Below are 25,583 nucleotides of genomic sequence, written 5' to 3' on the forward strand. Positions count from 1 at the left end.
GCCCGGTCCTGGTCGGTGCGGCACCAAGAGCATCGGCGGTCACGGCGGGCGGGGGGGACCCCCCCCGCCCCCCCCCCCCCGGGGGGGCCCCCCCCCCCCCCCCCCCCCCCCGCCCCGCCCCCCCCCCCCCCCCCCCCCCCCCCCCCCCCCCGCGGGGGGGGGGGGGCGCCCCCCCCCGGGGGGGGGGCCCCCCCCCCCCCCCGCCGCTCCCGCGCCTCTGCCCGGCCCCCAGCAGCCGCCGTCGGCCGCCCCCCAGCAGCCCGCCCCCGCCGTCCCCGCGCAGCCCGGTGCCCCCCAGCCCGCCACGCCCATGGCCAGTGGCGCCGGTGGCGGGCAGCCCTCCTGGGCGCAGCAGGTGCACCGGCTCGCCGGAGAGCCGGACGAGGGCCGGCCCGTGGCGCCCTGGAAGCCGCCCGTGGAGGACATCTTCCAGGCGGCCGCCATGCGCCAGGCGTCGGCCCGTCCGGCCCCGCTCGGGAAGCGGCTCGCCGCCCGGCTCGTCGACACCCTCGTGCTCGCCGCCGTCACCTCCGTCGCCGCCATCCCTCTCGGCACCAAGGCGATCGACCACGTCAACGAGAAGATCGACGCGGCCAAGCTGTCCGGCGAGACCGTCACCGTCTGGCTGCTCGACGGCACGACATCGACGTATCTCGGCATCGTCCTGGCCGTCCTGCTGCTCTTCGGCGTCGCCTACGAGGCTCTGCCCACCGCCAAGTGGGGCCGCACCCTCGGCAAGAAGCTCTTCGGTCTGGACGTGCGGGACATCGAGGGCCACGAGCCCCCGTCCTTCGGCGCGGCCGTCCGCCGCTGGCTCGTCTACAGCGTGCCCGGACTGCTCGTCGTCGGTGTCGTGGGCGCCGCCTGGTGCCTGATCGACCGCCCGTGGCGCCAGTGCTGGCACGACAAGGTCGCGCATACGTTCGTCGCCGGATGACCGTGTACGTCGGAAGGACCAGCTGATTCCGTACTCCGGACGGCCGCTCGCCGGATGCGGAGCCGGGAGGTTCGCGGTCCACTCGGGCCATGAGCAGCGAACCGCCCCCCGGCTCCGGTCAGCAGCCACCGGAAGACGACCCGTTCAGGAAGCAGCCCCCGCCAGAACAGGGATCGGGCTCGCCGTACGGCGGCCAGCCCCCGCCCTACCAGGGCGGCGGGCCCGCCGGCGGTGACCCGTACGGCGGCGGCTCGTACCCGAGCGACCCGCTGGCCGGGATGCCCCCGCTCGCCGACAGCGGCCGACGTACGCTCGCCCGCATCATCGACATGATCCTCGTCGGCATCGTCGTCTGGCTGCTCACCTGGGGATTCGGGGTCAGCGAGTACAACGTCGACGCCGACGAGGTCGAGTACGGCAAGTCCTTCGCCCAGTCCGCGGTCGCCGCCGTGCTCTACATCGCCTACGACACCTTCCTGATCTCCAAGTCCGGGCAGACCCTGGGCAAGAAGTGGCTGAAGATGCGGGTGGCCAACCTGGACAACGGCTCCACGCCCTCGGTGCAGACGGCGCTGGTGCGGTCGTTGGTGCTGTGGCTCCCGTTCGCCTTCTGCTGCGCCTGCATCTGGACCGCGATCTGCGGCGGCTGGAGCTTCTTCGACAAGCCGTACAAACAGGGCCTGCACGACAAGGCGGCCAAGACGGTGGTGGTCAGCGCCGGCTGACCGCGCGGGCACGGCAACAACGACCGGCGGGCCCGTGGAATCCACGGGCCCGCCGGTCGTCGTAGCGGATCAGATCGTGAAGACCGGATCGTGAAGATCAGGCCGCCTTGCCGGAGTTCACCGGCACGCGCTCTGGTGTGGCCTCGGCCGATGGCGCGGGCGCGCTCGGCCTGGGCAGTGGAACCGTCATGGCGACGAGGAGCCCGAGGGCGAGCGCCGCGAGGGCTATGACCGCGATCCCCACACCTGAACTTGTCTGTGACAGCAGCAGCATGGCGAGGGTCGAGAAGATCACGGTGCATGAACCGTAGGCGAGCTGTGCGGCGTTCGGTCGAGGCGCAGTCGGACGAGGCATGGCAATCGTGTCCTCGGAAAATGGGGGTGAGAGGGGGCGCCGGCCTGGCATTTCGCCGGTTGCCGAGCGTGCCGCCAACCGACTCTAATCGCAGGCATGCCCGAGCGGAACGAACGGTAAGCGTGACCTAACCAACAGTATCGGTGCATGGGGGGCGCATCGAGTCACATCGTCCACCCAGTGGACGGGCCGACGCGCCCGCTAGTAAGGCCCCAGTAATGCACTTGACCTGCTCAAGTCAAGGTCTGTCTTTTCTTTTCAACCTCTAGTCAAATGTCGTCACTTGACTACACGCGTCTCTCACGCGCACGCGGACTTTCCATGACCGGGACCCCCTTCCGCGTGCCCTGACGCGGGGGAGGATCTCAAGTGACCAGAAGACCCTGGACGTTCAGAGCGGCCGCGACGACCGTCGCGCTCGCCGCCGCCACGGCCACCATCTCCACCTACGCCGTGGCGCAGGCCGACACCGCCGCCGAGCCGGCTGCCGTGAACCGGCACGACCCGCAGCCGGCCAAGCAGACGGAGGACCACGACCTCGACGGTCCGTTCACCAAGACCCAGGACGCGCAGCGTCAGGAGGCCCTGAACCAGGTCCTCTCCGGCGACGCCCAGGTCAAGGAGCGCGACGGCTCCAACGTCGTCCAGCTGAAGAGCAAGAAGGGCGACAGCAAGTACGTCGAGCTGGGCCGCGAGAAGACCGACAAGATCTTCACGATCCTGGTCGAGTTCGGCGACCAGACGGACCCCCGCTACGGCGGCACGCCCGGCCCGCTGCACAACCAGATAGCCGAGCCGGACCGTGCGCAGGACAACAGCACGGCCTGGCAGGCGGATTACAACCAGGAGCACTTCCAGGACCTGTACTTCGGCGAGGGCTCCTCCTCGATGAAGGCCTACTACGAGAAGCAGTCCTCGGGCCGCTACTCGGTCGAGGGCGAGGTCGCCGACTGGGTCAAGGTCCCCTACAACGAGGCCCGTTACGGCTCCAACAAGTGCGACCCCGACAACTGCGCCTGGTTCGCGGTGCAGGACGGCGTCACCGCCTGGGCCGCGGGCCAGAAGGCGGCCGGCAAGACCGACGCCGAGATCAAGGCCAAGCTCGCCGAGTACGACCAGTGGGACCGCTACGACTTCGACGGCGACGGCGACTTCAACGAGTCCGACGGCTACATCGACCACTTCCAGATCGTGCACGCCGGTGAGGACGAGTCCGCGGGCGGCGGCGCACAGGGCGAGGACGCCATCTGGGCCCACCGCTGGTACGCCTTCGGCAGCGACGCCGGCGCCACCGGCCCCGACAACAACAAGCTCGGCGGCACCCAGATCGGCGACACCGGCATCTGGGTCGGCGACTACACCATCCAGCCGGAGAACGGCGGACTCGGCGTCTTCGCCCACGAGTACGGCCACGACCTCGGTCTGCCGGACCACTACGACACCGCCGGCGGCGAGAACTCCACCGGCTTCTGGACCCTGATGTCCTCCGGTTCCTGGCTGGGCACCGGCGAGGACACCATCGGCGACCTGCCCGGCGACATGACCGCCTGGGACAAGCTCCAGCTCGGCTGGCTCGACTACGACACGGCGAAGGCCGCGACGAAGTCGAAGCACAAGCTGGGGGTCGCCGAGTACAACACCAAGAACAAGCAGGCCCTCGTGGTCTCCTTGCCCGACAAGGAGGTCACCACCGAGATCGTCCCTCCGGCCGAGGGCGCGAACCAGTGGTGGAGCGGCAGCGGCGACAACCTGCGCAACACGCTGACGCGTTCCGTGGACCTCACCGGCAAGGCGTCGGCGACGCTGACCCTCGACGGCTTCTACGACATCGAGAAGGACTTCGACTACCTCTACACCGAGGTCTCCACCGACGGCGGCGCCAACTGGACCGCCGTGGACGGCACGGTGGACGGTCAGGCCATCCCGCGTGACGGCAGCGGCAACCCCGCCCTCAGCGGCACGGTCGACGGCTACAAGAAGCTGTCGTACTCCCTCGACGCCTACGCCGGCAAGAGCATCCAGCTCCGCTTCCGCTACTCCACCGACGGCGGTGTGGCGCAGAAGGGCTTCGCGGCCGACGGCATCACGGTGACCGCCGACGGCAGCGCGCTGTTCACCGACAACGCCGAGACCGCGGACGCCGCCTGGACGGCGACCGGCTTCTCCCGCGTCGGCGCCTCGTTCACCAAGGACTACGCGCAGTACTACATCGCCGAGAACCGCCAGTACGTGTCGTACGACAAGACCCTCAAGGTCGGCCCGTACAACTTCGGCTTCTCGACGACCCGTCCGAGCTGGGTGGAGCACTACCCGTACCAGAACGGTCTGTTGATCTGGAAGTGGGACACCTCCCAGGCGGACAACAACACCAGCCAGCACAAGGGCACCGGGCTGCTGCTGCCGGTCGACGCTCACCCGACCGCGCTGAAGTGGTCCGACGGCACTCTGATGCGCAGCCGCATCCAGTCCTACGACTCGCCGTTCAGCCTTTACCGCACGGACGGTCTGACGCTGCACAACGCGGACGTCGAGACCAAGATCCCGTCGAAGAAGGGTGTGCCGGTCTTCAACGACCACACCAGCACCTACTACGACGAGAGCACCCCGCTCGCGGGCGTCAAGATCACTGACACCAACACCAAGATCAAGATCGTCAAGGAGGCCAAGAACGGCTCGACGATCTCGCTCGAAGTCGGCCCCGCGGTGAAGTAGTCAGCATTTCCGCAGGTCAGAGCACGATTCGGCGGCAGCCCCTGGCGGGTTGCCGCCGATCCGTGTTTAGGTGCGTCCTGTGGTTCTCTTATTGACACCGCTGGTGCACCGCTGGGAACGGGGAAGTGACTGAATGGCCGTAGGAGGCTTCTGCAGGCTGCCGACCGGCAGCGTGGTGGTGGCGTTGAATCTGCCCACCGCCGTCGACGGCACGGGATGCGTACGTGTCCTCGTGCACGCCCAGAACCGGGCGCGGGCCCTGACCAGGCTGCGCAATCTGGGCATGCGCGCGGTGTACCTGCGCGGTAACGCGTCCCCGCCCACGCCGGACGAGATCACGGCGGTGCTCCACCATCCCGACGGGCTGATATGGCGCACGGCGCCGGACGACGGCGTACCCGTCCTGTCGCAGGAGCTGTGGCATCCGATCAGGGCGCTGCGGAGGCGCCCGGCGGCGCCGGCGTAAGCGGTTCGGCAGCGCCCCGAAGGGGCGCGGGGAACTGCGCGACCAGCCACGACGGACCCGCAGACGACTAGCTAGACGACTGGCTTGCCCGAGAGCTCGACGCCCGCCTCTCGCATCTCCTCGAGTGCCCGGTCGGTGGTCTGCTCGGCCACCCCGGCCGTCAGGTCCAGCAGCACCTGCGTACGGAAGCCCTCGCGGGCGGCGTCCAGCGCGGTGGCGCGTACGCAGTGGTCGGTCGCGATCCCCACCACGTCCACCTCGCCGACCTCCCTGGCCCGCAGCCAGTCGGCGAGCGTCACGCCGTTCTCGTCGACGCCCTCGAACCCGCTGTACGCCGCCGCGTAGGCCCCCTTGTCGAACACCGCGTCGATCGCGCCGGAGGCGACCGCGGGCGCGAAGTTCGGGTGGAAGCCCACGCCCTCCGTGCCGGCGACACAGTGGGCCGGCCAGGAGTGGACGTAGTCGGGGTTGCTGGCGAAGTGTCCGCCCGGTGCGATGTGGTGGTCGCGGGTCGCGACCACATGCCGGTAGCCGGCGGGCGCCTGCCCGATCAGCTCGGTGATGGCGGCGGCCACATCGGCACCCCCGGCCACCGCGAGACTGCCCCCCTCGCAGAAATCGTTCTGCACGTCTACGACGATCAAGGCGCGGCGCATGGTCGGTGTCCTTCGACTATGGGGTCGGGGTGGATCAGGGTGCGGGCCCGCCGGTGTGAAGTTACGAGCCTAGAGACTGGGAGGGCCCTAGGGGAGGGGGTATTTCAGGGCGTACACCGGGGCACTGCCTCTAGCTACCCGGGCGCCCGTGGACGTACTCGGTCGGAATGACGGGTTCCCCGCGCGACAGCTGGGTGGCGGAGAGCGGCAGATTCGCGAGGGCGGCGATGTGCCGGTCGCGGGGGACGTCCAGCGGTTCACGTGCGACCACGTCACCGCCCTTGACCAGTTCGACGAGAAGCTGCTGGTCGGCCAGCTCGCCGGGGACCGGTCCGGTGCCGATCACCTCGGTCTCGGCGACCCCGTCCGCGTCCAGCCGTCGAGCGGCCCACTTGCGGCCTCCGATGGAGGTCTTGCCTCCACTGGACTTCTTCGCGACCGGAACCAGCGGCTCCTTCGGGTCGGCGGACTCGGCGCGGGCGACCAGTTTGTACACCATGGAGCACGTGGGATGGCCGGATCCCGTCACCAGCTGCGTGCCGACGCCGTACGCGTCCACGGGCGCGGCGGCCAGCGAGGCGATCGCGTACTCGTCCAGGTCCGAGGTCACGATGATCTTCGTGGCACTCGCTCCCAGCTCGTCCAGCTGCTGCCGCACCCGGTGCGCGACCAGCAGCAGGTCCCCGGAGTCGATCCGCACGGCACCCAGCTCGGGCCCGGCGACCTCCACCGCCGTACGGACCGCCTCGGTGACGTCGTACGTGTCCACGAGCAGCGTCGTGTTCCGGCCCAGCGAGTTGACCTGGGCCTGGAAGGCGTCCCGCTCGTGGTCGTGGAGCAGGGTGAAGGCGTGCGCGGACGTGCCGACGGTGGGGATGCCGTAGCGGAAACCGGCGGCCAGGTCGGAGGTGGTCGCGAAGCCGCCGACGTACGCCGCGCGGGCGGCGGCGACGGCCGCGAGCTCGTGGGTGCGGCGGGCGCCCATCTCGATCAGGGGCCGGCCGCCGGCGGCCGACGACATCCGGGACGCCGCCGCGGCGATCGCGGAGTCGTGGTTGAGGATGGACAGGATCACGGTCTCGAGCAGCACGCACTCGGCGAAGGAGCCCTCGACCCGCATGATCGGCGAGCCCGGGAAGTACACCTCGCCCTCGGGATAGCCCCATATGTCACCGCTGAAGCGGTAGTCGGCGAGCCACGTCAGGGTCTCCTCGTCGACGATCCCGCCCTCGCGCAGGAAGGCGAGGACGTCGGCGTCGAAGCGGAAGTTCTCGACCGCGTCCAGGACGCGTCCGGTGCCCGCGACGACGCCGTAGCGCCGCCCGTGCGGCAGCCGCCGGGTGAAGACCTCGAACACGCTCCGCCGCTCGGCGGTGCCCGCCCTCAGCGCGGCCTGCAACATCGTCAGCTCGTACTGGTCCGTGAAGAGCGCCGTCGAGGGAACATCCACCGGCAGCCCAAGGTCCGCTGTGTTCATGACTAGGGATGGTACCCCCATCTCGTCAGTCTGACGATTTAGGGGTCGGCCGGGGCAGATCGTGGCCGATCGCAAGGCGCATTTGTGCGACCACCCCCCTCCGGTGGCAGCATGGGGCTTGTGACGTCACCCGCTCCCGTAGAGATCGAACGCACCGAGTCGGCGGAGGAGGTTTTCGCCGTACCCGAGCCGGACGTCCCCTGGGTCACGATCGTGCACAACGACCCGGTCAACCTCATGAGCTACGTGACCTATGTCTTCCAGTCGTACTTCGGCTATCCCAAGGACAAAGCCACCAAGCTCATGCTCGACGTCCACCACAAGGGCCGGGCGGTCGTCTCCAGCGGATCCCGCGAGGAGATGGAACGCGACGTGCAGGCGATGCATGGCTACGGTCTGTGGGCCACCCTTCAGCAGGACCGGAAATAGACCGCACCCGCTCGCAGGACCGGAAGTAGCGAACTCACTTCATGCCAGGTCAATTCGAACCGCTCCCCGGCGGCGGCGCGGCCGTCGCCCTCGACGACGTCGAGATCTCCATCATCCGGTCGCTGGCCGTCCAGCTCCTGGAACTCATCGGCCCCGGTCCCGGCGAGGACGCCTCCGACGACCCGCTGGCCGAGCTGTTCGCCGACGGCCCGAGCGAGCCGCCCGCCGACCCGGTCCTCAGGCGCCTCTTCCCGGACGCCTACAGCGACCCCGAGGCCACTCCGCAGGCCGAGGCGGCGGCGGAGCAGAAGGCGTACTCCGCGGAGTTCCGCCGCTACACCGAGAACGACCTGCGCGCCGGCAAGCGCGAGAACGCCCTCGTGGTGATCCGCAGCCTGGACGCGCTGAGCCCGGTCGACGAGGGCGGGGCGGTGCTCAAGCTGTCGGGCGAGGAGTCCAAGCAGTGGCTCAACGCCCTCAACGACCTGCGCCTAGCGATCGGATCCCGGCTCGACATCACGGACGAAGAGGACACCGACCTCCTCTATCGCCTCCCGGACGAGGATCCGCGCAAGCCGATGGTGATGGCGTATCTGTGGCTGGGCGGGCTCCAGGAGACCTTGGTCTCCACGCTTTTGCCCTGAATGTGACGGTTCTGTGTTCGCTCAGCGGACGCTCAAATCCGGATAACGATCCCGTCACCGCAGCGGCCGCGTATGAACCCTCTGGGTGTTCTTTGTCCACTTCTCCCTGTGCTGTGCGCCACACGCCGTCAAGGTGATCAGCATTGCGGCCGTGATAAATCTTCACGACCGCCCGGCGAACACCATCCATTGTTCCGCCGGGTGCGCCACCGATCGGCAGACCGCCGGTTAGGCACAACGCTCCAGCAATCCGGGGGGATCGAGACCCGATCCGAGGCCGACGAAGGCCCGGGTCGGCATGGAGAAAGGCGCACCACACATGACCTCCGCTCAGGTCGACACGGACAAGGGCCCAGAGGAGTCGGAAGAGGGGTACGAGCGCGGACTCGGCAGTCGCCAGGTCCAGATGATCGCGATCGGCGGCGCTATCGGCGTCGGCCTGTTCCTGGGAGCCGGGGCGAACATCGCCAAGGCCGGACCCAGCCTCATCCTCATGTACGCCCTCGCGGGCGTGATCATCTTCTTCATCATGCGGGCGCTCGGCGAGCTCCTGCTCTACCGGCCGGTCTCGGGCTCCTTCGCGGAGTACTCCCGCGAGTTCCTCGGCCCGTTCTTCGGCTACTTCACCGGCTGGACGTACTGGCTGATGTGGGTCGTCACCGGCATGGCCGAGCTGACGGCCGCCGCGATCTACGTCAACTACTGGTTCCCGGCGGTCCCGCAGTGGGTCACGGCCCTGGTCTTCCTGGTCGTTCTGTTCGCGGCCAACCTGATCTCGGTCAAGCTGTTCGGTGAGATCGAGTTCTGGTTCTCGATGGTCAAGGTGACCGCACTGATCGGCATGATCGTGATCGGTCTCGGCGTGCTCACCTTCGGCTTCAGCTCCGCCGGTGACACCGCCGCCGTCTCCAACCTGTGGGCCTTCGACGGCTTCTTCCCCAAGGGCATCGGCTCGTCCCTGATGACCCTTCAGGGCGTCATGTTCGCCTACCTCGCGGTCGAGCTGGTCGGTGTCACGGCCGGCGAGTCCGAGAACCCGGAGAAGACCCTCCCCAAGGCGATCAACACCCTGCCCTGGCGTATCGCGCTGTTCTACGTCGGTGCCCTCACCGTCATCCTGTGCGTGGTGAAGTGGACCGAGTTCGCGGACGGCGTCAGCCCCTTCGTCGCGGCCTTCGCCAAGATCGGCATCCCGGCCGGCGCGGGCATCGTCAACTTCGTCGTCCTGACCGCGGCCCTGTCGTCCTGCAACTCCGGCATGTACTCCACGGGCCGCATGCTGCGCACCCTCGCCGACAACGGCGAGGCGCCCAAGCTGTTCAGCAAGCTGTCGACGTCGAAGACCCCGGCCTTCGGCATCACCGTCTCCATGCTCTTCATGGGCATCGGTGTGGTCCTGAACTACATCGTCCCGGAGAAGGCCTTCGGCTACGTCGTCTCCGTGGCCACCGCGGCCGGCATCTGGACCTGGCTGATGATCCTGATCAGTCACGTCCTCTACCGCCGCGGCGTCGACGCGGGCCGCCTGCCCGCCTCGTCCTTCCCGGCACCGGGCGGCGCGAAGTGCAGCTGGGTCGCCATCGTGTTCCTGCTCTTCGTCACCTGCCTCATCGCGTACGACGCCGACTCCCGCGTCTGCCTGTACGTGATGGCCGGCTGGGCCGCCGCCCTGGGCGTCGGCTGGCTGGTCCTCAAGAACCGCAACCCGCAGATCACCGACCGCCGCGGCGAGCCGGACTTCGAGAAGGTCGGCTGAGCGTCGGTCGTCCGGCATATGGGCCGCTCCGTACCACCCTTCGGTACGGGGCGGTCTTCTGCTTATCCTGACGAACATGCTGACCCTCACCCAGGCCCTGGTCGACCAGATCGTCGCGCACGCGCGCAAGGACCATCCCGACGAGGCGTGCGGCGTGGTCGCGGGCCCGGCGGGTTCGGACCGCCCCGAGCGCTTCATCCCGATGCTGAACGCGGCCATGTCACCCACGTTCTACGAGTTCGACTCCGGCGACCTGTTCAAGCTCTACCGCGACATGGACGACCGCGACGAGGAGCCGGTGGTCATCTACCACTCCCACACGGCGACCGAGGCCTACCCCTCCCGCACCGACATCTCCTACGCCAACGAGCCCGGCGCCCACTACGTCCTCGTCTCCACGGCGGACACCGACGACGCCGGTCCGTTCCAGTTCCGCTCGTTCCGGATCGTCGAGGGCGAGGTGACGGAGGAGGAGGTCAAGGTGGTGGGGGCGTACTGATCTCGTACTGCGGATGAAATATGTCCGAAGCGTGAGATCACATTCCAGGAGCCGGACCGGGAATCGATACGATGACCCCATGGTTTTCCACGACGTGAGCGACAAGACGCCGGGCACGCTGCTCGTGGCGCGGCTGCACGTCGACCTGTGCAGGCTCGCCAGCGCCATCTGTTGACGCCGGCCCCTGCCGCCGTACGGCCGTGAGCCGCGGCGCCGCACACGCACCACGCCCTGCTGTATCTGCGCTGCCGCGCGCCCACCGACCAGAGACTTTCCGACAGGAGCCCTGAGCCATGGCCATCGAGGTCCGCATCCCGACCATCCTCCGCCAGTACACCGACGGTCAGAAGGCGGTGGACGGCAGCGGTGACTCCCTCGCCGACCTGTTCGCCGACCTCGAGACCCGGCACACCGGCATCCAGGCCCGCATCGTGGACGGCGACCAGCTGCGCCGCTTCGTCAACGTCTACCTCAACGACGAGGACGTCCGCTTCCTCGACGGCATCAACACCAAGCTCACCGACGGCGACAGCGTCACGATCCTGCCGGCCGTGGCCGGCGGCATGGTCTGATCCCTGATGCGCTACGACTCCCCGCTGGCCGCGGTGGGCAACACCCCTCTGGTGCGCCTGCCGCGGCTGTCGCCGTCCGCCGACGTCCGGATCTGGGCCAAGCTGGAGGACCGCAACCCCACCGGCTCCGTCAAGGACCGTCCCGCCCTGCACATGATCGAGCAGGCGGAGAAGGACGGCCGGCTCACCCCGGGCTGCACGATCCTCGAACCGACGAGCGGCAACACCGGCATCTCCCTCGCCATGGCGGCCAAGCTCAAGGGCTACCGCATGGTGTGCGTGATGCCGGAGAACACCTCGCAGGAGCGCCGGGACCTGCTCGGGATGTGGGGCGCGGAGATCATCCCCAGCCCGGCCGCGGGCGGCTCCAACACCGCCGTACGGGTCGCCAAGGAACTGTCCGCCGAGCACCCCGACTGGGTGATGCTCTACCAGTACGGCAACCCGGACAACGCGGGCGCCCACTACGCCACGACGGGCCCCGAGGTCCTGGCCGACCTCCCGTCGATCACCCACTTCGTCGCCGGCCTCGGCACCACCGGCACCCTCATGGGCGTCGGCCGCTTCCTCCGCGAGAACAAGCCGGACATCAAGATCGTCGCCGCCGAACCTCGCTACGACGACCTGGTGTACGGCCTGCGCAACCTCGACGAGGGCTTCGTCCCCGAGCTCTACGACGCGTCCGTGCTGACGACCCGTTTCTCGGTCGGTTCGGCGGACGCCGTCACCCGCACCCGGGAACTGCTCCAGCAGGAGGGCATCTTCGCCGGCGTCTCCACCGGCGCCGCGCTGCACGCCGCGATCGGCGTCGGCCAGAAGGCGCTCAAGGCGGGCGAGAGCGCGGACATCGTGTTCATCGTGGCCGACGGTGGCTGGAAGTACCTGTCGACGGGTGTCTACACGGCGGCGACCACAGAGGAAGCGATCGAGACGTTGCAGGGCCAGCTCTGGGCGTGAGGCCCGCTTACTTGGCGAGGTGACGGACCTGGTCCCACAGGGCCGGGTCCACCACCCCCGCCCTCCGACGGAAGTCCCGCACCGGAACGTCCCGCAACTCGCCGGTCTGGAGAAAGCTCGCCCTGCCGCGCGCATCGCCGACGGCACCCGGCGGCAGCGGAATCACCCCGGCACGCTCGTCGTGATACTTGCTGGTGATCTTCGCGACGGTCGCCCGGCGGCCACGCACGGCGAGCACCAGACATGGCCGGTCCTTGCCCCCAGGACCGTCCTCATAGGGCACGCTCGCCCACCAGATCTCGGCAGGCCGCGGCCGTACCGCCGTCCGTTCCCCGGGCCGCCCCGGCGGCCGCGTCCTGCGTCCCCGTGGCCCCCGCCCCCAGCCGTCCACGAGCGCGGCGACCAGCGCGAGCAGTACCACCGCCGCGAGCGCCAGCCACCAGGACGTATCCATACGACGACGTTACCCGCGCGCATTCGCACCCGCGCGCCCTTCCCGCGAGCTGCACGCCCCCAACGTCGAGCCGAACCGGTGACACCACAGGTGAGTTCGCCCACAACAGCCCTTGGCGGAGGAGCGACCGGACGTTTTGCGCCTTACGCTCGACGGACCGCACGACCCCCGACGCACCTTCTCTCATTTCCCGCCAGCGGAGGTTTCTGCTTCATGAAGCTCACCGTCGTCGGCTGCTCGGGGTCGTTCCCGTCCGCGGAATCGGCCTGCTCGAGCTACCTCGTAGAGGCCGACGGCTTCCGGCTGCTTCTCGACCTGGGCAACGGTGCCCTGGGCGAGCTTCAGCGCCACTGCGGTCTTTACGACCTCGACGCGATCTTCCTCAGCCATCTGCACGCCGACCACTGCATCGACATGTGCGCGTACTTCGTCGCGCGCTACTACCGCCACGACGGCGGCCGCTGCGACCCGCTCCCCGTCTACGGACCCGAGGGCACGGAACACCGGCTGACCACCGCCTACGCGGACACCCCCACGGCCTCCTCCATGAGCGAGGTCTTCGACTTCCACACGGTCAAGCCGTCCACCTTCGACCTCGGCCCGTTCACGGTGCACACGGAACGCGTGGCCCATCCGGTGGAGGCGTACGGCATCCGCGTCGAGCACGGCGGGAAGTCCCTGACCTACTCAGGCGACACGGGCGTCACCCCGACGCTCGACGAACTCGCCCGCGACACCGACCTGTTCCTGTGCGAGGCCGCGTTCACGCACGGCAAGGAGAACATCCCCGACCTGCACCTCAACGGCCGCGAGGCAGGGGAGGCAGCGGCAAGGGCGGGCGCCCGGCGCCTGGTCCTCACCCACATCCCCCCGTGGACCGACCCCCGGATCAACCTGGCCGACGCCCGCGCGACGTACGACGGTCCGGTGGAACTCGCCGCTCCGCGGGTGACGTACGAGATCTGACCTGTAGCGACGTGACAGAGGCCCCCGGAGCCGCACGGCTCCGGGGGCCTCAGTGCTGTTCAGGAGGGGCTCACGCCTTGGTGAGGTCCTCGACCTCCTCCTCGGGCTCGCGGCCCGGGGTGGGGAGGTTCCACTTGGTGATGGCGAATCGGAAGACCACGTAGTAGACCACCGCGAAGACCAGACCGATCGGAATGATCAGCCATGGCTTGGTGGCCAGGTTCCAGTTCAGGAAGTAGTCGATCGCACCGGCCGAGAAGCTGAAACCGTGGTGGACGCCCAGGGCCCAGGTGACGGCCATCGAGATCGCCGTGAGGACCGCGTGGATGACGTACAGCACCGGCGCGATGAACATGAACGCGAACTCGATCGGCTCGGTGATGCCGGTGACGAACGAGGTCAGCGCCAGCGAGACCATCATGCCGCCGACGGCCTTGCGGCGCTCGGGGCGGGCGGTGTGCGTGATGGCGAGGGCGGCGGCCGGCAGCGCGAACATCATGATCGGGAAGAAGCCGGTCATGAACTGGCCGGCGGTCGGGTCGCCGTGGAAGAAGCGGGGCAGGTCGCCGTGCCAGACGGCACCGGCGGAGTCCGTGTAGGAGCCGATCTCCTGCCAGGCCACCGTGTTGACGAACTGGTGCATGCCGACCGGGAGCAGCGCGCGGTTGATCGCGCCGAAGATGCCCGCGCCGACGGAGCCGAGGCCGGTCATCCACTCGCCGAAGTTGGTGATGACCTCGCCGACGGGCTCCCAGGCGAGACCGAAGAACACGCCCATGGCGGTGCCGATGAAGGCCATCAGGATCGGCACCAGGCGGCGGCCGTTGAAGAAGCCCAGCCAGTCGGGGAGCTTGGTGCGGTGGAAGCGCTGCCAGGTGACGGCGGCTATGAGGCCCATGACGATGCCGCCGAGGACCTTGGGGTCGTTGTAGGTGGCGGCGACGTCGGCGCCCTCGGTGACCTTCGCGTCGGTGATCGGGAACGCGGTCAGCACGTTCTTGTAGACCAGGAAGCCGACCAGCGCCGCCAGCGCCGTGGAACCGTCGGCCTTCTTGGCGAAGCCGATGGCGATACCCACGCAGAACAGCAGCGGCAGGTTACTGAAGACGGCGTCGCCGGCAGTGGCGAACACGGCCGCGACCTTGTCCCAGCCGAGCCCGTCCGCGCCGAAGACGTCGGGCTGGCCGAGACGCAGCAGAATGCCCGCCGCCGGCAGCACGGCGATCGGCAGCTGCAAGCTGCGGCCGACCTTCTGCAGACCCTGCAACAGTCCGGATCCCCGCCTCTTTGCGGGGGCCGCCGATGTGGTGGCGGTGCTCATACGTCCTCCATCGGGTGGTGGTCTACACCACTCAGTGGTGTAGACCTGTTTTAGCACGGTGAAGGGCGCATAAGGAACCCGCGAAACTTGCAATCGAAGGGTTACGCGGAGTATCGGGCGCGTGGGATGTTCCGGTCCGCTTTGAGGTTCCATTTCCATGTGCGAAAGCAACGTGATCTTACTCTCCGGTGATCCGGCCGGGCTTCCCTTGAATGGCTTCGGGCCTCAGTGATTGTCTAGACCTGTCGCCGGATGGTTCGGCGTCAACTGACCAATCGGGGAGCAGAGTTATGAGTCTGTCCAACCTTCGTGATATGGGAGTTTCCCTGCTCGGAGACGAGGAGGCCGCCCAGGTCGTGGGCGGCGCCATGTCGAAGACCCAGTGCAAGGTTCTCTACAACCAGATCACCACGGGTGCGATCGACATGTACGGAAGTGCCGACACCTCGCAGTACATCGCCCTTTACCGCAGGGAGTGCAAGGGCAAAGGTCCCAAGCTCTGAGTAGGACCGACCAGTTGAGCGTGCCCCGCCCCCACGGAGCGGGGCACCGTCCTTGACGGCTCTGTGGGCTGAGGAACCGACGGCATGAAGTGGCAGCGCTACCACGCGCATCAAGAGGGCGACACCGACTGCGGGCCGGCCTGCGTCCGGATCCTCCTCAGACGGCACGGCATTCTGGTCGACACCGCGGTCCTGCGCGAGTCCGTAGGGCTCGGCGCGTCCGGAGCCTCCCTGCTCCGGTTGCGGGACGTACTCGCCGGATACGGCGTCGAATCCCTGCTCCTGCGTCCGGGGCCGGACGAGGTCCTGACCGTGCTGGGCGCTGCCGGGCCCTCGATCGCTGTCCTGTACGAGGAAGGCCTCTACCACTTCGTCGTCGTCCACGAAGTGCGCGCCGGCGGCACACTGCTGATCAGTGACCCGGCCCGCTACCGGCCCACCACGGTCGCCATCGAGGACTTCATGGCCCGCTTCAGCGGTCAGGTTCTGGTGACGGAGATCCCCTCGGGCGGGGGAGCCGGCCTGCGGCACGTGCTGCGTGAGGTGAGATCGCAGAGCATCCTCTGGCGGATCGCCGCCGAGCGCCGTGGACGCCTGCTGGCCATCGGGCTGCTGACGGCGGCCACTTCGGCCCTCCTGATCGGCGCGTCCACTCTCTTCTTCCAGGTCGCGGTCGACACCTACCTGCCGCGCGGAGACGTCAGCGGCATAGCCGTCGCCGCCCTGGCGGCCGTCCTCGTCGTCCTCGGCGGTGCGGTGCTTCAGTATGTGCGGGGCCGCCTGGTCATTACCCTCGGGCAGTCCCTCCAACGCCAGCTCACTCAGGCGTACACGCGCAAACTGATGCGTCTGCCGCTCTCCTTCTACGCGACGCGCAGAACCGGTGACCTGGTCAGCCGGTTCGGTGACGTCCAGGCGATTCAGGCGCTGCTGGCCACCCTGACCGTGGGCGCCGCGGTCGACGTGTGCACCGTGGTCATCTCCGGTGCCTATCTGGCGTACGCCGCCCCCGCGCTGTTCCTGATTCTGCTGCTGTCGGCCGCAGTCGACGTGGGCACCTCGTGGGCGCTGTACCCCGCGGTGCGCGAACAGGCGGAGGAGGCACTGCAACGTGACTCCTCCCTCAAGGCGGAGGCGTACAACCTGCTGCGCGGACATCTGGAGCTCGCGGCGCAGGGCCGACGGGCCTACGCCGCCGAACGGCTCGACCGCGCGCTCGGCCGGCTCGTCGACGCCGAGACCCGGCTCGGGCGACTGGACAACCTGAGCGGCACCGTCAAGATCGCCAACCAGGGGGTGTTCGTCATCGTCGTCGCCTGGCTCGGCACGGTTCAGGTCGGTGGCGGCTCGCTGGCGATGGGGCAGCTGATGAGCTTCCTCGCGCTGTCCGGTTACTTCCTGGCGTCGGCGGAGAACCTCGCGGTCCTTCAAGTGAGGGTGCAGCGGGCGACAGCGGCGCTCGGCCGCTACCGCGACGTCATGTCCCAGCGCGAGGACCCGCGGGCCGAGGCTGCCCGCCCGGACGGTGCGCGCGCTGAGGCTTTGACCTCAGGTGGGCAACTGCGAGCCGAGGCGCTCTCTTTCGCCTACTCCAGCGCTCACGACGAGGTCTTCGGCGGTCTGTCCTTCACCGTGCCCGAGCAGGGGCGGGCCTTGGTGCGAGGCCCCAACGGCGCTGGGAAGAGCACGCTGCTCAAGGTGCTCGCGGGCCTGCACCCCGGTTACGCCGGTACCGTCACCATCGGCGGCACCGACATCAGCGACCTGGACGAGATCGAGCGGGCGAGACACGTGCTCTACGTACCGGAGGAACCCCTCATCCTCGCCGCGACGGTCCGCGAAAACCTGACGCTGGGAGCACACCACCCCCAGGAGGACGTCGACCTGGCCTGCCGGGCCGCCTGCTTCGACGACGTGGTGAACACGCTGCCCGACGGATACGACGCAGTCCTCAAGGAGGACGGCGGGCAGTTGTCACGCGGACAGGCCCAACGGCTCGCGGTGGCACGCGCGTTGCTGCGAGCCCCGGAGGTCTATCTGTTCGACGAGACCTTCAGCGGCATCGACGAGGACACCTTCCACCGCGTCTGGAAAAACCTCCGCGACCGGCCCGGCGCCAAGGTGCTGGTCTCCCACCGGGAAGTACCCGAAACCGACTTCGACACGACCGTCGTCGTCCGCAAGTGAGACAGGAACACGATGGCCCCTCCCGCCGCCCCAGCACTCACCGCGGTCCTGCTCACCAAGGAAGAGGAAGACAACATCGCGGCCGCGATCAGCTCCCTGGCCGGTGCCGTGGACCGGGTGCTCCTCATCGACGCCGAGTCCACCGACCGCACCGTGGCCCGGGCGCACACCGCGGCTGCCGCGGCTGCCCTGCCCTGCACGGTGCTGCTGCGGCCCTGGCGCCACGACTTCGCCGCGCAGCGCAACCACGCCTTCGACGAGGTGACCGACGGCTGGCTGTTGTTCGTCGACGCCGACGAACGACTGCGGGACGGCCACGCGGAGCGGCTGCGCCAGGCCGTGAGCGAGCTGGAGGCGAGGAGCACCGACCGCGACCTCGTCCTCTCCCCGCGCATCATCGACGCCACGGGCGGCGGCACCTACGACCGCACACGGCGCATCCTGCGAGCCGACACCCGGCTGCGGTTCCGCGGCCGCATCCACGAACAGCCCTTCCACTCCGACGGCAGCGCGCCCGACTCGGTCGAGCTGGACGTCGAACTGATTCACCACGGCTACCACCCCGACGCCATCGCCGCACGCCGCAAACGCGACCGGGACGGCGCCCTCATCGAGCGCTGCCGTCAGGCGGAGCCAGACAACCCGACCTGGGCGTTCTACGCGGCCCGCGAGATCCTCGCCGGCGGGATCACCGACCGGACGGTGGTGACGCGGGCGTACGTGGACCTGCGGACCGCGGTGTCGCGGTACGCCGAAACGGACCTGACGGACTACGAGCGCCAACGGGAGCAGGAGGCGTACGGCCTGCTCGCCGAGCTGGCCCTGAGAAGCGGTGACCGCACCCGAGTCGACGAGGCCCTCGCGACGCTGCGCCGGGACGGCCGGACCGCCGAGGCGGCCTATTACGGCACTCTTGTCGAGAGCGGCCTCCTGCTGGCCCGGCTCTCCGGCCTGGTGGACGGCCTTGACCAGGCAGCGCTCGCGACAGGTCCGGCGCGTCCACGACTGGCCGGCAGGTACGCCGAACTGCGAGCCCTGCTCGCGCTTGCCTCCGGACGCTACGACGAGGTCGCCGACTCCTACCGCGGCGCGGTCCGATGCGGAGCCGGAGCCGAGGTCCGATCCACGTTCGCGGCCCTCAGCGACGTTTTGGAGGAGGTCGATGAGCCCCCTCTCACTTCACGTTCTCCTGCTCCATCTCCCGCGCCACCTCCTCCGGTTCCCGCCCCGGAGTCTTCAAATCGAACTTCGTGATCGCGAAGCGGAAGATGACGTAATAGACGACCGCGAAGCACAGGCCGATCGGGATCATCGCCCAGGGTCTGGTCGCCAGGTTCCAGTTGATGATGTAGTCGATGAGGCCGGCCGAGAAACTGAACCCGTCATGGACGCCGAGCCCCCACGTCACCGCCATCGAGACGCCCGTCAGCAGCGCGTGGACCGCGTACAACAGGGGCGCGATGAAGAGGAACGAGTACTCGATCGGCTCGGTGATGCCCGTGACGAAGGACGTCAGGGCGACGGAAAGCATCAGGCCGCCGATCTCCTTGCGGCGGTTCGGCTTTGCGCAGTGCGTGATGGCGAGGGCCGCGGCCGGCAGGGCGAACATCATGATCGGGAAGAAGCCCGAGGTGAACTGGCCCGCGTTCGGGTCGCCCGCCAGGAACATGTTGATGTCGCCGTGCACCTCCGTGCCGTCCGGCTTGGTGTAGGTGCCGAACTGGAACCAGATGGGCACGTTCAGGAACTGATGCAGACCGATCACCAGCAACGCCCGGTTGGCGACACCGAACACGCCCGCACCCCACGCGCCCAGATCGCTCATCCAGTCGCTGAAGTTCTCCAGCGCGTCGCCGATCGGCGGCCAGACCCACAGGCTCAGCGACGCGACCGCGATCGCCACGAACGCCATGATGATCGGCACGAGCCGGCGGCCGTTGAAGAAGCCCAGCCAGTCGACCAGCTTGGTGCGGTGGTACCGCTGCCAGAAGAAGGCCGTCAGCAGACCGATGACGATGCCGCCGAAGACCCCCGGATTCTGGTACGTGTACGCCACCACCGTCCCGTCCGTCCCCTGGCAGCCGGTGGTGACCTCCGTCGTCCCGACCTCGCAGTCCTCCGGGAACTGACGCAGCACGTTGAAGTAGACGAGGAACCCGGCGACGGCCGCGAGCGCGGTCGACCCGTCCGCCTTCTTCGCCATACCGATCGCGACACCGACACAGAACAGCATCGGCAGCCCCAGCGAGCCGTCCAGCAGCGCGCCGCCCGCGCCCCCCATCACCTTGGAGACGTTGTCCCAGCCGAGCCCGTCCGCACCGAACACGTCCGGCTGCCCGAGCCGGTTGAGGATGCCCGCGGCCGGCAGCACGGCGATGGGCAACTGGAGACTGCGGCCCATCTTCTGAAGGCCCTGGAACACGTTGTTCCAGCGCGCGCGAGCAGGACTTGCGGCGGCGCTGTCGGAACTCATGGACGCCCCTCGGTAAGGTGGTGTAGACCAGTTGACGGACGGTTCCGCTGTCGTGATCGCCATCATTCGGTACACACGGCACGACCGCTCGCGAAGATGGGCCAACTGTGGGTTACTGCGACAAAGCGGTTCGGATCAGGGAGAAAGAACATGGCCACCAAGGCTGAGAAGATCGTTGCCGGGCTGGGCGGCATCGACAACATCGAAGAAGTCGAGGGCTGCATCACCCGCCTCCGCACCGAGGTCCACGACCCCTCCCTCGTGGACGAAGCGGCCCTCAAGGCGGCCGGCGCACACGGCGTCGTCAAGATGGGCAGCGCGATCCAGGTCGTCATCGGCACCGACGCGGACCCGATCGCGGCGGACATCGAAGACATGATGTGAGCACACCCGCTCACTCATGAGGGGCACCTCAAGACAGGCTCTTCAAGGGGCTCTTCCCGACGCGGGAGGAGCCCCTTCCGCAGGTACGGATAGGCTCAACGCCATGTCTCGAATCGACGGCCGCACCCCCGAACAGCTCCGCCCCGTCACCATCGAACGCGGCTGGAGCAAGCACGCCGAGGGCTCCGTCCTCGTCTCCTTCGGCGACACCAAGGTCTTCTGCACCGCCTCCGTCACCGAAGGCGTCCCCCGCTGGCGCAAGGGCAGCGGCGAAGGCTGGGTCACCGCGGAATACGCGATGCTGCCCCGCTCCACCAACACCCGCGGCGACCGCGAATCCGTCAGGGGCAAGATCGGCGGCCGCACACACGAGATCAGCCGCCTCATCGGCCGCTCACTGCGCGCGGTCATCGACTACAAGGCACTCGGCGAAAACACCATCGTCCTCGACTGCGACGTCCTCCAGGCCGACGGCGGCACCCGCACGGCAGCGATCACCGGCGCATACGTCGCACTCGCCGACGCCGTCGCCTGGGCCCAGGGCAAGAAGCTGATCAAGGCCGGCCGCCGGCCGCTCACCGGCACCGTCTCAGCCGTCTCGGTCGGCATCGTCGGAGGGGCTCCTCTCCTCGACCTCTGCTACGAAGAAGACGTACGCGCCGAAACCGACATGAACGTCGTCTGCACCGGCGACGGCCGCTTCGTCGAGGTCCAGGGCACCGCCGAAGCCGAACCCTTCGCCCGCGAAGAACTCAACGCCCTGCTCGACCTGGCCGTTTCAGGCTGCACCGAACTCGCTGTCCTCCAGCGCAAGGCACTTGATACGGTCCTCGAAAAGTAAAGAGCACACCAAGACAGCAGGCAGCCGCGGGCAACCCCGCGGGCAACCCCACAGCCCGGCCTCGCGTCACTAGAGGTACGGGCGCACGGTGCCACTGTGCGCCCGGCCACGTAACGGGGGGCCTCCGAGGCCTGCGCTAGGGAGGAAACGAACCATGGCCGTGAGCCGTAGCCGCCGTCCACGCATAGCCATCGTCGCCGCCGTCGCGGCCGTCGGGCTGACAGTCGGACTCACCACCGGCTGCGACGCCGTCAACAAGGCACTGGACTGCGTCCAGACCGCCGACGCCATCGCCGACAGCGTCACCGACCTCCAGCAGGCCGTGGAGGGCGCCGCCAACGACCCGACCCAGCTCGAGGAGTCCCTCAACTCCATCGACCAGAACCTGGACGAGATCGGCGACAAAACGGACGACGCCGACGTCAACAAGGCGGTGGACGACCTCCAGCAGGCCGTCACCAACGTCCGTGACGCCGTCAAGAACGGCGACGAGACCCCCGACATCAGCCCGGTCACCGACGCGGCCGGCGAACTGACAAAGGTCTGCACGCCGTAAGGAAACCGCGGGCGGGCGCTGGGCACCGCACTGGATACTGAACGGCATGACCCGCCTGATCCTCGCCACCCGCAACGCCGGAAAAATCACCGAGCTCAAGGCCATCCTCGCCGACGCAGGTCTCACCCACGACCTCGTCGGCGCGGACGCCTACCCCGACATCCCCGACGTCAAGGAAACGGGCGTCACCTTCGCCGAGAACGCCCTGCTGAAGGCCCACGCCCTCGCCCAGGCGACGGGGCTGCCGGCCGTCGCCGACGACTCCGGCCTCTGCGTCGACGTCCTGAACGGCGCGCCGGGTATCTTCTCCGCCCGCTGGGCCGGCCACCACGGCGACGACCGCGCCAACCTGAACCTGCTGCTGGCCCAGCTCTCCGACATCGCCGACGAACACCGGGCCGCCCACTTCGCCTGCGCGGCGGCACTTGCCCTGCCGGACGGGCGCGAGCGAGTGGTCGAGGGCCGGCTGAGGGGCGTACTCCGGCATACACCGGCCGGCACGAACGGCTTCGGGTACGACCCGATTCTTCAACCGGAGGGCGAGACGCGGACCTGCGCCGAGATGAGCGCGGACGAGAAGAACGCGATCAGCCATCGGGGGGAGGCGTTCAGGGGGTTGGTGCCGGTGGTTCGGGAGTTGTTGGGCTGACTTCATGAAAGTACCCCGCACCTATGAATCGAAGGTGCGGGGCCCCCTCTTCCTGTGCGCCCGGTCGGACTTGAACCGACAACACCAGGCTTCTAAGGCCTGTCTCTCTGCCAATTGGAGTACGAGCGCGTGCAGCGCGCTCCACTTTACTGCGTCTACTTTCTCCGTCGGCCCCCACGGCACCAGGTGCTTGTGACGGCATGACAGTTGGGGCACAGCAGCCGCAGGTTCTCCCGCCGGTCGTCGCTCCAGTCCCCGTTGATGTGATCGACCTCCAGTGTCATGGGCTTGCCGAGCCACTCGGGACCTACACCGCACTGGGCGCACGTCTCAGTCACGCCGACTTCACTCAGCGCGCGCCGCAGCAGATGAGTTCTTGTCCGGCGCTTGCCGACGTGGCGAACCAGGATGTCCTCCGGACGCCTGGCGGGGACCGGCCCGGGCTTTCCTCTCTGATGCGCCTGCCCCAGAAAGTGGGAGATGTCGAGTGCGTCCTCGGCGACCCATTGGCGGAGCAGGGAGCGCAGCTGCCCGCTGTACGGGTCCTGCCCCAGGGCGCGGAGGGCGTCGGCGATGGATGTTGCTCCCTGGACCGCGCGTCGCAGTTCGTCGGCGGTCGGCTTGACGGGCGCCTCCTTCCCCCGCCTCCTCCGCGGCATGTGGGAGACGTCAATCCCGAAATGGTCGAAGCGCCGGAAGAGATGGTGGCGGAGATTGCCGTACGGCTGTGTGCCGAGGAACGCGATGACCTCGTCGATATCGGAGCACTGCGAGGCTGCTTCGGCCAGGCGCTCGTGGGTGTACTGGACGCCGCGGCTCATAGGGCGCCGCCCCTGGACCGTGCCTTGCCGCGTCCTCGGTAATTGTCCGTCGTGGAGTGGCAGTTGGGGCAGAGGAGCCGAAGGTTCGCTATGCGGTTGTCCCTCCAGTCGCCGTCGATGTGATCGACCTCAAGCGGGAGCGGATGGCCTTGCCAAACCGCCTCGATACCGCAGAGAGCGCACCGCTCCGGTATCCCCACGGCCGTCATCGCCCACTTGAGACGGTCGCTTGGGATGCGCCGGGCGCGTGCGGGCTGCTGCTTGACGAGCAATGCTTCGGGTGTGCGGGGGCGCCGCACCTCGCCGCGCCGGGATGGCACCTGGAAGTGCGAGATGTCGATGCCGTACGCCTTGATCCGCCGACTGATGTGCGTGTGGTGCCCGCCGACGACCTCAAGCCCGAGACGGCGCAGCACCTCGCACATGTTCGTCGAGGCCGAAACGGCCTCCTGAAGGATCTCCCGCGTCCACTTCACCCCCTCCCGTTCGAAGTGCGAGACATCCACCCCCAGCTTCTTCATCCGCCCCAGCACATACCGCCGCGTCGAACTCCCGGGATCCACCCCTAACCGCCCCAACGCCTCCGACAACGTCCGAGCCCCCCGAGCCGCCTCCTCAAGCCGCTCCCTCGGATACGCACTGGCCCCCATCGTTCCCCTCCGATCTCGGCCACACGTTCGCGGCCTCGCACGGAGTAACGAACCGCTTATCGGACAGTCACGCCCGAAATGCGGAACGGCTCGTACCGGATCACTCCGGTACGAGCCGTTCGCGGCCGAAAAAAGCGGACCCTCAGATGCCCAGATCCTTGATGATCTTGGCCACGTGCCCGGTGGCACGGACGTTGTACAGCGCTCGTTCCACCTTGCCCTCCTCGTCCACGATGATCGTGGAGCGGATGACGCCCATGTAGGTCTTGCCGTAGTTCTTCTTCTCGCCGTAGGCGGCGTAGGCCTCGGTGACGGTCTTGTCGGGGTCGGCGAGGAGGGTGACCTTGAGGTTTTCCTTCTCGCGGAACTTGGCCAGCTTTTCGGGGGCGTCGGGGGAGATGCCGATGACGTCGTACCCCGCGCCGGCCAGCACCTCCAGGTTGTCCGTGAAGTCGCAGGCCTGCTTCGTGCAGCCGGGGGTCAGGGCGGCCGGGTAGAAGTAGACGATGACCTTGCGGCCCTTGTGGTCCGCGAGGGACACCTCGGTGCCGTCGGCGTCGGGGAGGGTGAAGGCGGGGGCCGTGTCCCCGGGCTGGAGTCGCTCACTCATTCCGCCAGAGTAACGGGGGGTCCTGACAGTGCGGTCGGCGTAAGAGCTGACAGACTGTCCGGAACAAAGCAGCACCAGACTTCGGAGGCCGTACGGTGGCGGACACCTCGGACACCAGAACCCCGGCGCAGATCGAGGCGGACATCGCGCGCCGCCGCGATGTGCTGGCCGAGACGCTCGACGAGATCGGGGTGCGCGTGCATCCGAAGACGATCGTCGGGGACGCCAAGGCCAAGGTCGTCTCCAATGTCGATCGGACCCTCGGGCGGGCCTATGTGGGGGTCAATCGGGTCGTGAGCGATGTGAAGGGGCAGTTCGTCGATCACGAGGGCGCGCCCCGGCTCGAGCGCATCGTGCCCGTGGCGGTTGTCGCCGTGGGGCTCGTGGGGCTGCTCGCGCTGGGTACCCGGCGTCGTAGGGGCTGACCCAGCGGCCAACGGACGTGTCAAAGGCAGGTAGGTTCGTGGCGTGAGCGCCAACAGAAACGAGCACAGCACCCCGCACGACAAGCTGCCGATCCGGATGCTGCACGACCGTGTACTCGTGCGGCAGGAGACCGGTGAGGGCGAGCGGCGGTCGGGCGGGGGCATCCTCATTCCGGCCACCGCGGCGGTCGGGCGGCGGCTGGCCTGGGCCGAGGTCGTCGCGGTGGGGCAGAACGTACGGACCGTCGAGGTGGGCGACCGGGTCCTGTACGACCCGGAGGACCGGGCCGAGGTGGAGGTGCGGGGCACCGCCTATGTGCTGATGCGTGAGCGTGATCTGCATGCCGTGGCCGCGGACCGCTTCGAGGGGTCGGAGGACTCCACCGGGCTGTATCTGTAGATCAGAACCTGTGGATCAGAACCTGTAGATCAGAGGTCCCAAGGGGCTGGTGACCATCGTCACCAGCCCCTTTTCCGTACCTTTTGCTACCTTTGAAGGGCACCCGACGAGACGCGCCGTACCGGGGATGAACGCAAAGACGACGCACCGCCGTCAGT

General features: G+C 68.4%; 30 protein-coding genes, 1 tRNA gene and 1 riboswitch. Of the genes, 21 read left to right on the top strand and 10 right to left on the bottom strand.

All coding sequences use genetic code 11. The features are described 5' to 3' along the window. Nucleotides 1–937, top strand: a 937-nt coding sequence (locus tag KCH87_RS46725; protein ID WP_374199107.1) for an RDD family protein, incomplete at its 5' end; no start/stop codon positions are given. Nucleotides 938–1,026: 89 nt separating this feature from the next. Then, entirely contained in the window at nucleotides 1,027–1,662 is a 636-nt protein-coding gene (locus KCH87_RS46730; protein ID WP_210594075.1) for an RDD family protein, read from the top strand. 97 nt (nucleotides 1,663–1,759) lie between these two features. On the opposite strand, the gene KCH87_RS46735 is transcribed toward KCH87_RS46730, so the two are convergent. Next, complete coding sequence (locus tag KCH87_RS46735) at nucleotides 1,760–2,017, bottom strand: hypothetical protein (RefSeq protein WP_210594076.1); 258 nt, start codon at nucleotides 2,015–2,017, stop codon at nucleotides 1,760–1,762. Nucleotides 2,018–2,386: 369 nt separating this feature from the next. On the opposite strand from KCH87_RS46735, the gene KCH87_RS46740 reads away from it, so the two are divergent. Both KCH87_RS46740 and KCH87_RS46745 read left to right on the top strand, forming a co-directional pair. Continuing rightward, entirely contained in the window at nucleotides 2,387–4,729 is a 2,343-nt protein-coding gene (locus KCH87_RS46740; RefSeq protein WP_210594077.1) for an immune inhibitor A domain-containing protein, read from the top strand. A 133-nt stretch (nucleotides 4,730–4,862) separates the two neighbouring features. Next, nucleotides 4,863–5,195 (top strand): hypothetical protein, encoded by a 333-nt coding sequence (locus KCH87_RS46745; RefSeq protein WP_210594078.1) that lies wholly within the window; start codon nucleotides 4,863–4,865, stop codon nucleotides 5,193–5,195. A 71-nt stretch (nucleotides 5,196–5,266) separates the two neighbouring features. Here KCH87_RS46745 and KCH87_RS46750 read toward each other — a convergent pair whose 3' ends face one another. Next, nucleotides 5,267–5,851 (bottom strand): isochorismatase family protein, encoded by a 585-nt coding sequence (locus tag KCH87_RS46750; protein ID WP_210594079.1) that lies wholly within the window; start codon nucleotides 5,849–5,851, stop codon nucleotides 5,267–5,269. Between the two features lie 130 nt (nucleotides 5,852–5,981). Then, a complete protein-coding gene (locus KCH87_RS46755; RefSeq protein WP_210594080.1) occupies nucleotides 5,982–7,328 on the bottom strand; it encodes a nicotinate phosphoribosyltransferase in 1,347 nt (448 codons plus the stop codon). A 111-nt stretch (nucleotides 7,329–7,439) separates the two neighbouring features. Between KCH87_RS46755 and clpS the strand changes: the two genes are divergently transcribed. From clpS to KCH87_RS46785, 7 genes are all read left to right on the top strand, one after another. Then, complete coding sequence (gene clpS, locus KCH87_RS46760) at nucleotides 7,440–7,757, top strand: ATP-dependent Clp protease adapter ClpS (protein ID WP_210594081.1); 318 nt, start codon at nucleotides 7,440–7,442, stop codon at nucleotides 7,755–7,757. 41 nt (nucleotides 7,758–7,798) lie between these two features. After that, entirely contained in the window at nucleotides 7,799–8,401 is a 603-nt protein-coding gene (locus KCH87_RS46765) for a DUF2017 domain-containing protein (protein ID WP_210594082.1), read from the top strand. A gap of 319 nt (nucleotides 8,402–8,720) precedes the next feature. Then, nucleotides 8,721–10,157 (top strand): amino acid permease, encoded by a 1,437-nt coding sequence (locus tag KCH87_RS46770; RefSeq protein ID WP_210594083.1) that lies wholly within the window; start codon nucleotides 8,721–8,723, stop codon nucleotides 10,155–10,157. A gap of 76 nt (nucleotides 10,158–10,233) precedes the next feature. Further along, entirely contained in the window at nucleotides 10,234–10,656 is a 423-nt protein-coding gene (locus KCH87_RS46775) for a Mov34/MPN/PAD-1 family protein (RefSeq protein ID WP_210594084.1), read from the top strand. A 79-nt stretch (nucleotides 10,657–10,735) separates the two neighbouring features. Then, complete coding sequence (locus KCH87_RS50900) at nucleotides 10,736–10,831, top strand: putative leader peptide (RefSeq protein ID WP_317926516.1); 96 nt, start codon at nucleotides 10,736–10,738, stop codon at nucleotides 10,829–10,831. Nucleotides 10,832–10,949: 118 nt separating this feature from the next. Next, nucleotides 10,950–11,228, top strand: coding sequence for a MoaD/ThiS family protein (locus KCH87_RS46780; RefSeq protein ID WP_210594085.1), 279 nt, complete (start codon nucleotides 10,950–10,952; stop codon nucleotides 11,226–11,228). Nucleotides 11,229–11,234: 6 nt separating this feature from the next. Further along, nucleotides 11,235–12,185 carry a PLP-dependent cysteine synthase family protein gene (locus KCH87_RS46785; RefSeq protein WP_210594086.1) on the top strand — a complete coding sequence of 317 codons (951 nt, stop codon included), beginning with the start codon at nucleotides 11,235–11,237 and terminating at the stop codon, nucleotides 12,183–12,185. A gap of 7 nt (nucleotides 12,186–12,192) precedes the next feature. On the opposite strand, the gene KCH87_RS46790 is transcribed toward KCH87_RS46785, so the two are convergent. Then, a complete protein-coding gene (locus KCH87_RS46790; RefSeq protein WP_210594087.1) occupies nucleotides 12,193–12,639 on the bottom strand; it encodes a type II toxin-antitoxin system PemK/MazF family toxin in 447 nt (148 codons plus the stop codon). Nucleotides 12,640–12,852: 213 nt separating this feature from the next. Between KCH87_RS46790 and KCH87_RS46795 the strand changes: the two genes are divergently transcribed. Further along, on the top strand, nucleotides 12,853–13,605 hold the full coding sequence (locus tag KCH87_RS46795; protein ID WP_210594088.1) for an MBL fold metallo-hydrolase: 753 nt from the start codon (nucleotides 12,853–12,855) through the stop codon (nucleotides 13,603–13,605). 70 nt (nucleotides 13,606–13,675) lie between these two features. Here the strand turns inward: KCH87_RS46795 and KCH87_RS46800 are convergent, their stop codons facing one another. After that, a complete protein-coding gene (locus tag KCH87_RS46800) occupies nucleotides 13,676–14,926 on the bottom strand; it encodes a PTS transporter subunit EIIC (RefSeq protein ID WP_210594089.1) in 1,251 nt (416 codons plus the stop codon). Between the two features lie 314 nt (nucleotides 14,927–15,240). Here KCH87_RS46800 and KCH87_RS46805 point away from each other — a divergent pair, with 314 nt between their 5' ends. From KCH87_RS46805 to KCH87_RS46815, 3 genes are all read left to right on the top strand, one after another. After that, nucleotides 15,241–15,429: a hypothetical protein gene (locus KCH87_RS46805; RefSeq protein ID WP_210594090.1), complete on the top strand. Its 189-nt coding sequence runs from the start codon at nucleotides 15,241–15,243 to the stop codon at nucleotides 15,427–15,429. A gap of 84 nt (nucleotides 15,430–15,513) precedes the next feature. Then, nucleotides 15,514–17,616 (top strand): peptidase domain-containing ABC transporter, encoded by a 2,103-nt coding sequence (locus KCH87_RS46810; RefSeq protein ID WP_210594091.1) that lies wholly within the window; start codon nucleotides 15,514–15,516, stop codon nucleotides 17,614–17,616. 12 nt (nucleotides 17,617–17,628) lie between these two features. Continuing rightward, a complete protein-coding gene (locus KCH87_RS46815; RefSeq protein WP_210594092.1) occupies nucleotides 17,629–18,870 on the top strand; it encodes a glycosyltransferase in 1,242 nt (413 codons plus the stop codon). On the opposite strand, the gene KCH87_RS46820 is transcribed toward KCH87_RS46815, so the two are convergent. Next, nucleotides 18,791–20,089, bottom strand: a complete 1,299-nt coding sequence (locus KCH87_RS46820) for a PTS transporter subunit EIIC (protein ID WP_210594093.1) — start codon at nucleotides 20,087–20,089, stop codon at nucleotides 18,791–18,793. The genes KCH87_RS46815 and KCH87_RS46820 overlap by 80 nt on opposite strands. A 150-nt stretch (nucleotides 20,090–20,239) precedes the next feature. Here KCH87_RS46820 and KCH87_RS46825 point away from each other — a divergent pair, with 150 nt between their 5' ends. The 4 genes from KCH87_RS46825 (at nucleotide 20,240) to rdgB (ending at nucleotide 22,519) form a co-directional block, all read left to right on the top strand. Then, entirely contained in the window at nucleotides 20,240–20,473 is a 234-nt protein-coding gene (locus tag KCH87_RS46825; RefSeq protein WP_210594094.1) for a glucose PTS transporter subunit EIIB, read from the top strand. Between the two features lie 103 nt (nucleotides 20,474–20,576). Further along, a complete protein-coding gene (gene rph, locus KCH87_RS46830) occupies nucleotides 20,577–21,314 on the top strand; it encodes a ribonuclease PH (protein ID WP_210594095.1) in 738 nt (245 codons plus the stop codon). A gap of 154 nt (nucleotides 21,315–21,468) precedes the next feature. Beyond that, on the top strand, nucleotides 21,469–21,870 hold the full coding sequence (locus KCH87_RS46835; RefSeq protein WP_210594096.1) for a hypothetical protein: 402 nt from the start codon (nucleotides 21,469–21,471) through the stop codon (nucleotides 21,868–21,870). Nucleotides 21,871–21,916: 46 nt separating this feature from the next. Beyond that, complete coding sequence (gene rdgB, locus KCH87_RS46840) at nucleotides 21,917–22,519, top strand: RdgB/HAM1 family non-canonical purine NTP pyrophosphatase (RefSeq protein ID WP_210594097.1); 603 nt, start codon at nucleotides 21,917–21,919, stop codon at nucleotides 22,517–22,519. A gap of 55 nt (nucleotides 22,520–22,574) precedes the next feature. Here the strand turns inward: rdgB and KCH87_RS46845 are convergent. The 4 genes from KCH87_RS46845 to bcp form a co-directional block, all read right to left on the bottom strand. Further along, a tRNA-Leu gene (locus tag KCH87_RS46845) sits at nucleotides 22,575–22,648 on the bottom strand. Between the two features lie 26 nt (nucleotides 22,649–22,674). Then, nucleotides 22,675–23,340, bottom strand: a complete 666-nt coding sequence (locus tag KCH87_RS46850) for an HNH endonuclease (RefSeq protein WP_210594098.1) — start codon at nucleotides 23,338–23,340, stop codon at nucleotides 22,675–22,677. Further along, nucleotides 23,337–23,990: an HNH endonuclease signature motif containing protein gene (locus tag KCH87_RS46855; RefSeq protein WP_210594099.1), complete on the bottom strand. Its 654-nt coding sequence runs from the start codon at nucleotides 23,988–23,990 to the stop codon at nucleotides 23,337–23,339. The genes KCH87_RS46850 and KCH87_RS46855 overlap by 4 nt, the downstream gene beginning before the upstream one ends. A 142-nt stretch (nucleotides 23,991–24,132) precedes the next feature. Next, complete coding sequence (gene bcp, locus KCH87_RS46860) at nucleotides 24,133–24,600, bottom strand: thioredoxin-dependent thiol peroxidase (protein WP_210594100.1); 468 nt, start codon at nucleotides 24,598–24,600, stop codon at nucleotides 24,133–24,135. 95 nt (nucleotides 24,601–24,695) lie between these two features. Between bcp and KCH87_RS46865 the strand changes: the two genes are divergently transcribed. Further along, nucleotides 24,696–25,025 (top strand): DUF3618 domain-containing protein, encoded by a 330-nt coding sequence (locus KCH87_RS46865; protein ID WP_210594101.1) that lies wholly within the window; start codon nucleotides 24,696–24,698, stop codon nucleotides 25,023–25,025. A 43-nt stretch (nucleotides 25,026–25,068) separates the two neighbouring features. Next, nucleotides 25,069–25,425: a co-chaperone GroES gene (locus tag KCH87_RS46870; protein ID WP_210594102.1), complete on the top strand. Its 357-nt coding sequence runs from the start codon at nucleotides 25,069–25,071 to the stop codon at nucleotides 25,423–25,425. Nucleotides 25,426–25,499: 74 nt separating this feature from the next. Further along, nucleotides 25,500–25,574, top strand: a riboswitch (guanidine-III (ykkC-III) riboswitch). Nucleotides 25,575–25,583 lie beyond the last annotated feature (9 nt).

The organism is Streptomyces sp. GESEQ-35 (assembly GCF_017948485.1).
Lineage (GTDB): Bacteria > Actinomycetota > Actinomycetes > Streptomycetales > Streptomycetaceae > Streptomyces.